This is a genomic window from Nocardioides luteus (assembly GCF_000960475.2).
Lineage (GTDB): Bacteria > Actinomycetota > Actinomycetes > Propionibacteriales > Nocardioidaceae > Nocardioides > Nocardioides luteus_A.
In genome coordinates this window covers 64466-77070 of sequence record NZ_JZDQ02000007.1, presented here as the reverse complement: position 1 = coordinate 77070, position 12605 = coordinate 64466, and the positions used below count along the sequence as shown (strand labels likewise).

At 73.2% G+C, this 12605-nt stretch carries 7 protein-coding genes; 1 reads left to right on the top strand and 6 read right to left on the bottom strand.

The features are described 5' to 3' along the window. Positions 1-23: 23 nt before the first annotated feature. From adhP to UG56_RS06320, 5 genes are read right to left on the bottom strand one after another with little or no spacing between them, the layout of a single operon-like run. On the bottom strand, positions 24-1040 hold the full coding sequence (adhP, locus tag UG56_RS06340; RefSeq protein WP_045551950.1) for an alcohol dehydrogenase AdhP: 1017 nt from the start codon (positions 1038-1040) through the stop codon (positions 24-26). Then, on the bottom strand, positions 1037-2620 hold the full coding sequence (locus UG56_RS06335; RefSeq protein WP_071326906.1) for a bifunctional aminoglycoside phosphotransferase/ATP-binding protein: 1584 nt from the start codon (positions 2618-2620) through the stop codon (positions 1037-1039). Before UG56_RS06335 ends, adhP begins: the two co-directional genes overlap by 4 nt. Further along, positions 2617-3639 (bottom strand): zinc-dependent alcohol dehydrogenase family protein, encoded by a 1023-nt coding sequence (locus UG56_RS06330; RefSeq protein ID WP_143054929.1) that lies wholly within the window; start codon positions 3637-3639, stop codon positions 2617-2619. Before UG56_RS06330 ends, UG56_RS06335 begins: the two co-directional genes overlap by 4 nt. Further along, positions 3639-6404 (bottom strand): bifunctional acetate--CoA ligase family protein/GNAT family N-acetyltransferase, encoded by a 2766-nt coding sequence (locus tag UG56_RS06325; protein ID WP_177191428.1) that lies wholly within the window; start codon positions 6402-6404, stop codon positions 3639-3641. Before UG56_RS06325 ends, UG56_RS06330 begins: the two co-directional genes overlap by 1 nt. A 4-nt stretch (positions 6405-6408) precedes the next feature. Continuing rightward, positions 6409-7311, bottom strand: a complete 903-nt coding sequence (locus UG56_RS06320) for a universal stress protein (RefSeq protein ID WP_045551889.1) — start codon at positions 7309-7311, stop codon at positions 6409-6411. Between the two features lie 249 nt (positions 7312-7560). Between UG56_RS06320 and UG56_RS06315 the strand changes: the two genes are divergently transcribed. Next, positions 7561-10158 carry a cation-translocating P-type ATPase gene (locus UG56_RS06315; RefSeq protein WP_071326918.1) on the top strand — a complete coding sequence of 866 codons (2598 nt, stop codon included), beginning with the start codon at positions 7561-7563 and terminating at the stop codon, positions 10156-10158. Here the strand turns inward: UG56_RS06315 and UG56_RS06310 are convergent. After that, on the bottom strand, positions 10146-12605 hold the full coding sequence (locus UG56_RS06310) for a cation-translocating P-type ATPase (protein ID WP_045551865.1): 2460 nt from the start codon (positions 12603-12605) through the stop codon (positions 10146-10148). The genes UG56_RS06315 and UG56_RS06310 overlap by 13 nt on opposite strands.

Here is a 12605-nt window from a genome sequence, read left to right as displayed (position 1 = left end):
GAGGTGTCGCCCCTCCCCGATCCTCAGAGCTCGAAGACGAGTCGTGCCGAGGTGCGCGCGTGCAGGACGTCGTCGATCGACTCGTTGACCTCTTCGAGCTTGCGCGACTCCGCGACCACGCGGGTACGTCCCAGCGCGTGGAGCCGGAAGACCTCGGCGAGGTCCTCGCGGGTGCCGACGATCGAGCCGATGACGCTGATCCCGAAGAGCACCGTCCGGAAGATCGGCAGGTGCATCGGCCCGTCGCTCTCCGGCGGCAGCGCGACACAGACGAGCCGGCCGCCGCGGCGCAGCGACGCGAAGGCCTGCTCGAACGCCTTGGGGGTGACCGCGAGCGCGACCGCGACATCGGCGCCGCCGAGGTCCGCGATCGCCTGGACAGGGTCGGTGGTGGCCGCGTTGACGGTGTGGTCCGCGCCCAGCTCGCGGGCGAGCTCGAGCTTCTCGTCGGTCAGGTCGACCGCGATGACCTCGGCACCGACCAGCCGGGCGTACTGCACGGCAAGGTGGCCGAGGCCGCCGATCCCGAACACGGCGACCCTCTCCCCCGGCGTGACGTGGGCGACCTTGATCGCCTTGTAGGTCGTCACCCCGGCACAGGTCAGCGGTGCCGCGTCGAAGGACGACACCTCGTCGGGGACGGGGACGACATAGTCCGCGTCGGCGACGGCGTACTCCGCGAAGGCGCCGTCGACCGAATAGCCGCTGTTCCGCTGCTCCTCGCACAGCGTCTCCCAGCCACTGACGCAGTAGCCGCAACGGCCGCAGGCGTGGCCGAGCCAGGCGATCGCGACACGGTCGCCGATCGCGCGATGAGCGACACCCTCACCGAGTGCGGTGACGACGCCGACTCCTTCGTGCCCGGGGACGAACGGCGGTGTGGGCTTGACCGGCCAGTCGCCGTGCGCGGCGTGGATGTCGGTGTGGCAGAGCCCGGACGCCTCGAGGCGGACGAGCACCTGCCCTGGCCCGGGTTCGGGGACGGGGCGGTCCTGGAGCTCCAGGGGCCGGTCGAAGCCGGTGACGACTGCTGCTTTCATGTCGGTTCTCCTTCGGGTCGGGATGTGAGTGATTGCGGGTCGGGGTGGCTGGGCGGCCGGCTCACGAGGCTGCCGCCCGGCTCGTAGGTGGCCGGGGCCGTCACCGCGCTGATCGCGGCCTCCAGGGCGTCGGCGACGGTGGTGCCGGTGTCTACCGTGACGGCTCCCCGCCAGGGCGTCTCGGCGCGCCTCATCCTGCTCGCGACGATCGCGTCGGCGTCCGAGACGTCGTCGCGGGCGGCGATCCGGGCGGCCGCCACCTCGGGAGCGACATCGCAGCGCAGGGTGGTGAGAGCGCTGGACGTGGCGCGGGCGGCGTCCTCCACGAAAGCCCGCTGAACCGGGTCGGTCCAGGACGCGTCGAGCACGACGGACTCGCCGCGGGCGAGCAGCATGGTCGCGCGCTCGAGCAGCTCCGCGTAGGTCCGCGCCGTCCACGCCGGGCTGTAGATGCCCTCGTTCCACCCGGTCGCCGCGTGGTCCTCCGGGTTGATGCCGGCCAGCTCCTTGCGCAGCCGGTCGCTGCTGAGCACGACCATGCCGAGCCGGTCGGCAAGACCTCGTGCGAGTGTCGACTTGCCGGTTCCCGGCGCCCCACCGATGGCGATCAGCCTGACCTCTCCGCGGCGCAGGTGGTCGCGCGCGAGCTCCGCGAGGCGTACGGCCTCCGCGGTCGCCTCGGCGGCTTCCTGGCCGGTCCGCGCCTGCTCTGCACGCAGGGCCGTCACCTTGGCCCGCATGAACGCGCGGTAGGCGACGTAGTGGTCCGCGAGGGAGTCGGGGTAGGTGTCCGCCCGGAACTCTCGGTAGGCGGTCATCAGCTCCGCGGCGAGATGCGGGCCGCCTAGCCGCTCGAGATCCATCGCCAGGCAGGCGACGTCATCGAGGCCGTCGAGACGGCGCAGGCGGTCGTCGAACTCGAGGCAGTCCAGGATCCGCGGACCGTCGGGCAGGCAGAAGATGTCGTCGGCGAGGAGATCGCCGTGACCGTCGATGACGTGCCCGGTGTCGACCCGCTCGGCGAGCAGCGGCTCGCGGCCGTCGAGGTAGCGGCTGCTGAGCCGGTCGACCTCGTCGACGAGATCCTCGTCGAGAAGCGTGCCGCGGAACCGGGCGACCTCGGCCAGGTTGTGCCGCCAACGTGATCGGAGCGCCGTCGCGCCACCCTCGGCCGCGATCTCCGGTCCACGCTCGGCACGGGCATGGAAGGCGGCCATGACCCGCGCGATCCGGCGCACCTCCCCCGCGACCGGCTCCCCTCGGCGCACCAGGGTGGCCAGACGCCGCTCATCGGGCATGCGCCGCATCACGATCGCGGGCTCGGACGAACCGTCGGCCAACGGAAGGTCGGTCACACCCACGTACACGTCCGCCGCGAGCCGGCGGTTGAGCTCCAGCTCCCGCCGACAGACCCGGCGCCTGACCTCCGGCTCACGAAAGTCCAGGAACGCCAGGTCGACGGGCTTCTTCAGCTTGTACGCGGTCTGCCCGACGAACACGACGAGACCCGAGTGGGTCTCACGCAGCCCTCCGTACGCCTCGCCCTCCATTCCCACCAGCAACGGTTCGGTCGCGATCACGACGGCACCGCGGTTCTGGTCAGGTCGTCCACCTCGAGGACCGCGACGCCCCGCACCCGGTCCTCGGCGAGGTCGGCGATCGCCTGGTCGGCGTAGCCCATCGGGTAGCGGGTGACCTCGGCGTGGAGCCCGAGCCGGCCGGCGAGCCCGAAGAGCTCGGCCCCGTCGGCCCGGGTGTTGGAGGTGACGCTGGTGAGCGTGCGCTCGCGGAAGAGCTCGTGCTGGTAGTCGAGCGGCGGGATGTCGGAGAGGTGGATGCCGGCCACCGCGCAGGTGCCGCCGGCCTCGAGATCGGCCAGCGCCTCGCGTACGACCTCGCCGGCCGGCGCGAACACGATCGCCGAGTCGAGCGGCGGGACGACCCCGCCGGGCTCGAGCGCGGTGACGGCGCCGAGCTCGAGCGCGAGCCGGCGGGCCTCCTCGCCGCGGGTGACGACGTGCACCTCCGCGCCCTGGTGGATCGCGATCTGCGCGGTCAGGTGGGCGCTCGCCCCGAACCCGTAGAGCCCCAGCCGGCCTCCCGGCGGGAGCGCCGAGCGGCGCAGCGCCCGATAGCCGATGATCCCCGCGCACAGCAGCGGCGCCGCCTGCAGCGGAGTCAGCGACTCCGGGATCGGGTAGGTGTAGTCGATCGGCGCGACGGCGTACTCGGCGTAGCCGCCGTCGGCATCCCACCCGGTGTAGCGCGAGTGCTCGCAGAGGTTCTCGGCGCCGCGTCGACACCATCGGCACCGCCCGCACGTCGAGCGCAGCCACGGCACCCCGACCCGGACGCCGACCTCGGGCGCGCCGACCTCGTGGTCGCCACGGGCCAGCACCCGGCCCACGATCTCGTGTCCGGGCACCACCGGGCTGCGGTGGCGGGGAAGATCACCGTCGATCACGTGCAGGTCCGTCCGGCACACGCCGCACGCCTCGACCGCGATCAGCACCTCCCCCGGAGCCGGTTCGGGAACCTCGATCTGGCCCGCCGTCAGGCGGCCGTCGCCGGCCGTCCGCCACCCGAGCATCTTCGCCATCAGGCGCTCCCGTCGGACCCCAGCGGCCCGACCTGCCCGATCGGAGCGGACAGTCGCCTCAGGTCGGGGTCGGGTGCCGGCACCGCCGGGTGCAGGCGAACCTTCGCGTCCACGACCGAGACGCCACGTTCGTGGACGATCACCGGGTTGAGATCGATCTCGGCGATCTCGGGGATGTCCTCGGCGAGACGGCCGAGACAGACCAGGAGGTGCTCGACGGCGGCGACGTCCTGCGGTGGGGCACCGCGGTAGCCGGAGAGAAGCGGCGCGGTACGCAGCTCCGCGAGGGCCGAGGCGGCATCGGCGCGGCTGAGCGGGGTGAGCCGGAAGCTGCGGTCACCGATCAGCTCGGTGTAGATGCCGCCGTAACCCACCATGACGAGTGGCCCGAAGACCTTGTCGTGCGTGACGCCGGCGATCAGCTCGATCCCGGGAGCGACCTGCCGCTGGACGAGCAGGCCGGGGTGCTCGACCGGGACGTCGAGCAGCTCCCGCGCGGCGGCGCGCACCGCGTCCGGACCGGTGAGCCCCAGGCGTACGCCTCCCACATCGGTGCGGTGGACGAGGTCCGGGTCGGCGATCTTGACCGCGACCGGGTAGCCCACCCACGCGGCCGCGTCGACCGCCTCCTCGACGCCCCTGGTGACCACGCTCGGCAGGACCCCGATCCCGTACGCCGCGAGCAGCTGCCGCACGTCGGGCTCCGCGAGCCGCCCGCCCGCCGGCGTCGCCCGCAGCGCCCGGGCGACCACGTCGCGGGCAGTCGCCCGGCTGCCGGCCGCCGTCTCGGCGACCGGGACCCGCGGTGCGGCCCGCCACTCGGCATAGGTGGCGATCGGCCCGAGTGCCCGGGCGGCGTCCTCGGGGAACGCGAAGACCGGCACGTGGTGGTGTCCGGCCCTGATCGGCCGGGTCGGACCGTGCGTGTCGAGCATGACCGCGACGGTCGTGACCGGCGGCGTCTCTGCGTCCGGAGCGGCGCGCAACGAGGTGCGCAGGGCACGCGCGAAGGCCGCGTAGGAGAGCGCGGGCAGCGGCGTACGCATCAGGATCAGCATGTCGACCTCGCCGCTGTGGGCAACGGTCGAGACCACCTGTGAGAACGCCTCCCAGCCGACTCCCGATCCGAGGTCGACCGGCATCTGCTCCGAGGACGCATCGGGCACGATGTCGCGGATCCGTGCCATCGTCTCGGCACTCAGCGTGGCCAGGCTCAGTCCGACGCTCTCGCACGCGTCGGCGGCCAGGACGCCCGGGCCGCCCGCGTTGCTGATGATCCCGACCCGGCGACCGGCGGGCAGCGGCTGGTTGGCCAGCACGCTGGTGGTCTGCAGCAGCTGCTCGAGGCCCTGGACGCCGATGACACCGCACTGCTGGAAGAGTGCGTCCACCGCGGTCGAGGACGTGACGGCCGAGGCGGTGTGGCCGATGGCCGCCTGTCGCCCGGCGTGGCTGCTGCCGCCGATCAGGGCGACGATCGGCTTGCGTGCGGCGAGCCGTCTGGCCAGCCGGGAGAACTTGCGCGGATTGCCGAAGGACTCCAGGTAGAGCGCGACCACGTCGGTGGCTTCGTCCTCGGCGGCGTACATGAGCAGGTCGTTGCAGCTGACGTCGGCCTTGTTGCCCGAGGAGATGAAGGCGGATAGCCCGACGCCGAGCTCCTCGGCGCGCTGCAGCACGGCGATCCCCACCGCACCGGACTGCGCCATCATCGCCACCGTCCCGCGTCCCACGGACATGGGTGAGAAGGTGGCGTCCAGCCGGACCTCCGGGTCGGTGTTGGCGATGCCGAGGCAGTTGGGACCCACCACGCGCATCCCCGCGCCACGGGCGATCGCCAGCATCTCGTCCTGACGACGACATCCCTCGGGACCGTCCTCGGCGAAGCCGCTGGACAGGATCACCAGGTCACGTACGCCGCTGTCGGCACACTCGCGCACCACCTCCAGCACCTGGGCCGCCGGCACCGCGACGACCGCCAGGTCCACCGGCGCGACCTCGCGGATCGAGCCGTGGCACCTCAGCCCGAGCAGATAGTCGCAGTGCGGGTTCACGGGGTAGACCTTGCCGGTGAACCCGGCTCGCAGCAGGTTGCGTACGACCTGGTGGCCGGCATGGTCCTCCTGACGGCTGGCACCGATCACGGCCACCGACCGCGGCCGCAGCAGGGCCCGGAGCGAGTCGGCGTCGGCCCGCTGCTCGCGGGTGATCATCGCCTCCAGGACACGATCGGTGAGCCGGATCGGGAACCGCACCTCGACGGTCTCCTGGTGCGGGGTCGAGGCGATCTCGAACCCGACATGGCGCAGCACGTCGAACACGGCAGCGTTGTCGGCCAGCACGTACGCGACGAGCTCGGTGATCCCAGCTCCGGCCGCGGCGAAGGCCAGGTGCTCCAGGAGCAGGGTCGCCAGGCCGCGGTGGGCGTGCTGGTCGGCGACGACCAGGCCGAGCTCCGCCGCACCGTCGCCGGTGCTCGTGGCGCTGGCCAGCGCGACGATCCGGCCATCGACGACCGCGACCTTCGCGACCGCGTCGCCGCTGGCCAGCTGCGGCAGCAGCTGGTCGACGAAGTGCGTGCTGTCGAAGTGACCGACATGGAAGAACCGCCGGTAGCGGCCCAGGTCGGAGAGCTGGAGGTGCAGGTCCACCAGCTGTCCCCGGTCCCCCGCGACCGCATCACGTACGCGGACGATCGTGCCGTCCTGCAGCAGCACGTCCACCCAGGCTGATCTCTCCACGCCCGCCTCCGTCTTCGCGGTCACCGCACTACCTCCTGCTCTCGATCTCGGGCGCCGGCGGAACCACCTCGACGGGGCAGCTGGACTCACGCAGCAGGGCGTGGCCGGTGCCACCCAGGCGGCGCAGCGGGAAGGCGTGGCCGCGCCGGCCGATGACCAGGAGGGCCGCGTCCTTCGATGACTCCGTGATGATCTGGGCGGCCTGGCCCCGGCGCACCTCGATCCAGGCGTCGACCCCGGCAGAGTTCGGGACCAGCTGTCGGGCCCGTTCGAGGGTCTGCATCAGCCGGTGCCGCGCGTCCGCCAGCACGCCGGCTGCGTCCAGCTGTCCCAGCGTCGAGTCGTAGTAGACGGCCGGGACGTCCCAGGAGTGGACGATCACCAGGCCGCCGTCACGCTCCACCGCCTCCTCGAGGCCCCGGACGACGAGGTCGGTGGAAGCCTCGCAGTCGGCGACGGCGACGACCACCATGCGGTTGTCCCGCTCGGCCGGCCAGTCGGCCGGCACGACGACGACGGGTACCGGAGCGCGCGAGGCGACGCGGCCACTCACCGAGCCGGTCACGATGCGGGACAGGCCGTGGTGGCGCTCGTCGCCGAGCACGACCATCGTGGACTCGGCGGCCGCGTGCACGAGCTCCGTCACCACGCCCCCGTCGCGGAGCGTCGAGGTCACATGCTCGGCGCCGACGATCTCGGCGGCCTCCTTCTCCGCGTGGGCCAGCGCAGTCACGCCGGCCTCGCGGATCTGGTCCGCCAGGCCCGAATAGCCGTACGGGTAGAACACCCCGGTCGCGATGGCGAGGTCGACCACGTGGACGAGCCACAGGTCAGCACCGCTTCGACGGGCCCTGCCCGCCGCGTAGCGGGCCGCCGCGCGGCCGCCCTCTCCCCCGTCGACAGCGACCATGATCCGGTCACGCTCGGACATCTGCCCTCCTCATGGGCTCGGCACCTCCGGCCGGCCCGGCGTCTCCACTCTCGTCGGGTCGCCCGGGCAGCGGTCAGGGTCATCGGTGCCGCGAGCGGAGGACCTAGGTCCGCTGGGCGCCGCGGGTCCGGTTTCCTCTCCGGAGGGACGGATGTCTGCCCGCCCGGGGACCAATGGACCTGCGGCACCGCGCTGCCGTCGGGAAGAGTCGAGCGAAGGGGCTCGAACGTGGTCCCGAAGGAGGACACCTTGACCGCTGGACAGGCCGAGAGCGACGTGACCGACGAGCAGCGGGGGCTGACCTCCGCCGACGCCGCGGCTCTGCTCACCCGGGTCGGACCCAACGAGCTCCCGCGTCCGCCACGACGCCCCTGGTGGCGGCTCCTGGTCGCCCAGCTCACCCACTTCTTCGCGGTGCTGCTGTGGGGCGCCGCGGCGCTCGCCCTGCTGGCCGGGATGCCGACCCTCGCGCTGGCCATCGCCGTCATCGTCCTGCTCAACGGCGTGTTCGCCTACGCCCAGGAGCACCGCGCCGACCGGGCGGCGCAGAAGCTGGGATCCCTGATGCCGGCCGACACGCGCGTGGTCCGGGACGGTCGGACCCTGGAGGTTCCGGCGTCCCAGGTGGTCCCCGGGGACGTCGTCCTCCTCGAGGCCGGAGACCGGGTGCCTGCCGACGGCACGCTCCTGCGCAGCGAGGAGGTCGCTGCCGACGAGTCGATGCTCACCGGTGAGAGCGTGCCCGTACGCAAGCCGCCAGGCGCCGTCGTCCGTGCTGCCACGTTCCTGGTCCAGGGAAGCGGACGGGTCCTGGTCACGGCCACCGGCGCGCAGACCGAGGTCGCGTCCGTGGCCGGGCTCATCGCCGGTGCCCACCGGCCGCCGAGCCCGCTGGACCGCGAGCTCGACCGGCTGGTCCGGATCATCGCCGTCGTCGCGCTGACGGTGGGCGTCGTGCTGGGCGTGATCTCGCTGGTGCTCGGCGGCACCACGACCGGCGCCCTGCTGTTCGCCGTCGGGGTCAGCGTCGCACTCGTCCCCGAGGGCCTGCTGCCCACGGTCACGCTGTCGCTTGCCCGGGGTGCGCAGCGGATGGCCGAGAGCAAGGCGCTGGTACGCCACCTCGAGGCGGTCGAGACGCTCGGCTCCACCACGTTCATCTGCACCGACAAGACCGGGACGCTCACGCGCAACGAGATGACGGTCGTCGAGATGTGGACGCCGGACGGGCGCGTGGTCCCGCAGGGTGTGGGCTACGAGCCCACGGGCACCGTGTCCGGCGAGCCGGCCGCGCTACGCGTCGCGGCCGAGGCCGCTGTCGCAGCGCGCGCCTGTGTCACCGGGCGAGCGGTCCTCCAGGACGGCAGCTGGCAGCCCTCGGGCGACCCGATGGAGGTCGCCATCGACGTCGTCGCCGCCCGGCTGGGCACGGACCCGGCGGAGGCGGACGTCCGCGTCCCGTTCGTCACGGAGCGGCGCTTCAGCGCGGCCGTCGTCACGGGCCGGAGCTACTTCCTCGGCGCCCCCGAGCGGATCCTGCCCGGCTGCGGGGAGGCCGGCGGCTCGGCCGCCGAGGTCCTCGACACCTTTGCCGACCAGGGACGGCGCGTGGTGGCCGTCGCCCGCTCGGCCGGTCACCGGCGGCCCACCACCTCCGACGAGCTCGCCGGCCTCCTGGACGAGCCCCTGGAGCTGCTGGCGCTGCTGGCCATCGAGGACCCGCCGCGCGATGGCGTACGCGAGGCCCTGGAGCAGTGCCGCACCGCCGGCATCCGGGTGGCCATGATGACCGGCGACAACGGGCGTACCGCTGCGGCGATCGCCACCGAGGTCGGGCTCCTGCTGCCGGGCGGCGTCGTCGTCGAGGGCGAGCGGCTGCCGACCGACGACACCGCGCTGGCGGACCTGCTCGACGATCCGCGCGGCGCGGTCGTCGCCCGGGTCACGCCGGCGGACAAGCTCAGGATCGCGAACGCGCTACGGCTGCACGGTCATGTCGTCGCGATGACCGGCGACGGGGTCAACGACGCCGCTGCGCTGCGCGGCGCGGACGTCGGCGTGGCGATGGGGCTCACCGGCAGCGACGTGGCGCGGGACGCGGCCGACCTGGTCCTGCTCGACGACCACTTCGCGACCATCGTCAAGGCGATCGAGCTGGGCCGGGCGACGTACGCCAACATCCGCCGGTTCCTCACCTTCCACCTGACCGACAACGTGGCCGAGCTCGCGCCGTTCGCCGTGTGGGCGCTCTCGGGCGGCTCGATCCCGGCCGCGCTCAGCGTGCTCCAGATCCTCGCGCTGGACATCGGCACCGACATGCTGCCGGCGCTCGCGCTCGGGGCCGAGCCACCCAGCAGGCGCACGATGGAGGGTCCGCGGACCCAGGAGCGGGTGGCCAGCGGCTCGGTGCTGCGCCGGGCGTTCCTGGTTCTGGGGCCGATCGAGGCGGTCACCGCTGTCGCCGCGTTCCTCTGGGTCCTGACCGACGGAGGCTGGGGGCTCGGCGACACCCCGAGCGCCACCTTGCTCGCCCGGGCCTCCGGGACGGCATTCGCGGTGATCGCGCTCGGCCAGGTCGCCAACGCGTTCGCCTGCCGCAGCGAGACCCGGCCGGCATGGCGTCTCGACCCCCGCCGCAACCCGCTGGTCGTGGCCGCCGTCGCGGTCGAGCTGGTCCTGCTGGCCGGCTTCCTCGGCCTGCCGTGGCTCTCCGAGACGCTCGGCGGCAGCTGGCCCTCGGGCGAGGGCTGGTTGTGGGCGCTCGGGGCCGGGTTCGTCCTGCTGCTCGGCGACCGGGTCCACAAGGCCTGGCGCAACGCCCGGCGCCGTGCGGCTCAGCCGTCCTGACCACGCCGGGCGAGGTGCCCGATCACTCGTCCGGCAGCGACGACGAGACCCGGGAGACAGGCCAGCGCGAGGAACAGCAGCTGAGCCTGCGGCTCGAGGACCGCCGTCCCCAGCAGCGCCCTCAGCGGACCGAACCACAGGGCGGCCAACTGGAGCAGCAGCGCGATCGACACGGCGACCTCGATCCCCCGCCCGGCGAGGCTCCAACGCCGCCGCGGCGCGCGCAGCGCGAGGGCCAGGCCGAGCTGGGCAGCACCGAGCGTGAGGAACACCGCGGACTGCACGTGCCACCCCTGGCGCTGGGCGACGAGCCCCGCGGCGATGCTGACCGCGGCGATGAGCAGTCCCGAGACGACGATCTGGCGGGCGAGGCCACCGCCGAGCACCGAACGCTCGGGGGACGGTGACGGGCGCCGCATGTCCCGCCGGTCGAGCGGCTCGCCACCGAACGCGACACCCGGGACGCCATGAGTGAGCATGTTGATCCACAGGATCTGCCCGGCACCGAGCGGGAACGGCAGACCGAGGAACGGCCCGAGCAGGATCACCAGGACCTCGGCCAGGCCGCCGGCGAGACCGTAGCGCAGGAACGTACGGATGTTGGCGTACACGCGCCTGCCCTCGCCGACGGCCACGACGAGCGTACGCAGGTTGTCGTCGGCCAGCACCACGTCCGCGGCCTGCCGAGCCACCTCGGTGCCCCGCTTCCCCATCGCCACACCGATGTCGGCGCGGCGGAGGGCCGGTCCGTCGTTGACGCCGTCCCCGGTCATCGCCACGACGTGTCCGCGCGCCTTGAGCGCGTCGACGATGTCGACCTTCTGCTCCGGCCGGGTGCGGGCATAGACGTGCACCCGGTCCACCGCCTCGACGTGCTCGCCACGATCCACGGCCGCACCGTCCATCACCTCGCCGGCATCGAGGATGCCGACGTCGCGGGCGACGGCGCCCGCGGTCGCCGGATGGTCGCCGGTGATCAGCACGGTTCTGATGCCTGCGTCCCGGCAGTCGGCCACCACGGAGGCGGCGTCCGGGCGAGGCGGGTCGGTGATGCCGATGAGCCCGACCAGCACGAGGGACTCCGGCCGCTCCTGCGGAGGTCGCCACGACCGGTGCGCCACGGCCAGCATCCGGAACCCGGCGTCGGCCAGGTCCTCGGCGACCGCTTCGCCACGGCGCCGCTCCGCGCCCTCGGGCAGCATGCCCAGCACGACCTCCGGAGCACCCTTGACCACCTCCAGCAGGACGCCGTCCTGGTCACGGTCCACCGTCACCATGTGCCGGCTCTCGCTCTCGAACGGCACCTCGTCGACGCGGGTCCACCGAGCGCGCAGCTGCGCCGCCTCGATGCCCCGGCCGGCGGCGGCCAGGAGCAGGGCGGCCTCCATCGGTTCGCCGATCAGGGTCCGGTCGGTCTCGGACCCGGTCAGGTGGGCGTCGTTGCACAGCACCACGTCCCGGAGCAGGGTCGGCTCGTCGACGGCGTCCGGCGTCCAGATCCGCTGCACGCTCATCCGGCCCTCGGTGAGGGTGCCGGTCTTGTCCGAGGCGAGCACCGTCACCGAGCCGAGGGTCTCGACCGCCGGCAGCCAGCGCACGATCGCGGACTGCTTCGCCATCCGGTGGGCCCCCAGCGCCAGCGCGACGGAGACGACCGCGGGCAGCGACTCGGGGATGGCGGCGACGGCCAGGCTGACCGCCAGGATCAGCGACTCGCCGAACGAGACGCCACGGAGCACCGACAGCGCGAGGACGAGGATCGCGATGGCCGCGGTGGCCACCACGAGCTGGCGGGAGAGCCGGCGGAGCCGTGCCTGGAGCGGGGTCGGCTCGGTCCTGGTGGTCGCGATCAGCGCCGCGATCCGGCCGAGACCGCTCTCCGAGCCGATCCGCTCGACGACGCCCCAGCCGCGTCCCTTGGTGACCACGGTCCCGGAGAGCAGCTCGTCGCCGGTCACCCGTCCGACCGGCACGGACTCACCGGTCATCGACGACTCGTCGACCTCGAGGCCCACCGCCTCGGCGGCCACCAGATCGGCCGGGACGACGTCGCCGGCCTCGAGGCGTACGAGGTCGCCCTTCACCAACCCGGCCGCCTCGATGTCGTTCACCCGGCCGTCCCGGAGCACGCGGGCGCGCGGCGCGGCCATCCGGCCCAGGGCCGCCATGGCCTGCTCGGCCCGCCGCTCCTGCACCACCCCGATGGCGGTGTTGACCAGCACCACGACCGCGATGATGCTCGCATCGGGTACGTCTCCCAAGGCGATCACGACCACGAACGCGGCCCCGAGGAGCAGGATCATCGGGTCCAGCAGCTGGGTGAGGACGCGACCGACCAGCGTGGCCGGCGCCGGTGCCGGCACCGCGTTCGGACCGTCCTGCGCCAGCCGGATCGACGCCTCCGCCGTGGTGAGTCCCCCGGACTCGGTTCCCGTACGTGTCGGCAC

What these genes read in the sequence shown, in the direction of transcription:
- adhP (WP_045551950.1), bottom strand. Translation starts at nt 1,040, where the DNA reads ATGAAAGCAGCAGTCGTCACCGGCTTCGACCGGCCCCTGGAGCTCCAG.
- UG56_RS06330 (WP_143054929.1), bottom strand. Translation starts at nt 3,639, where the DNA reads ATGGCGAAGATGCTCGGGTGGCGGACGGCCGGCGACGGCCGCCTGACG.
- UG56_RS06320 (WP_045551889.1), bottom strand. Translation starts at nt 7,311, where the DNA reads ATGTCCGAGCGTGACCGGATCATGGTCGCTGTCGACGGGGGAGAGGGC.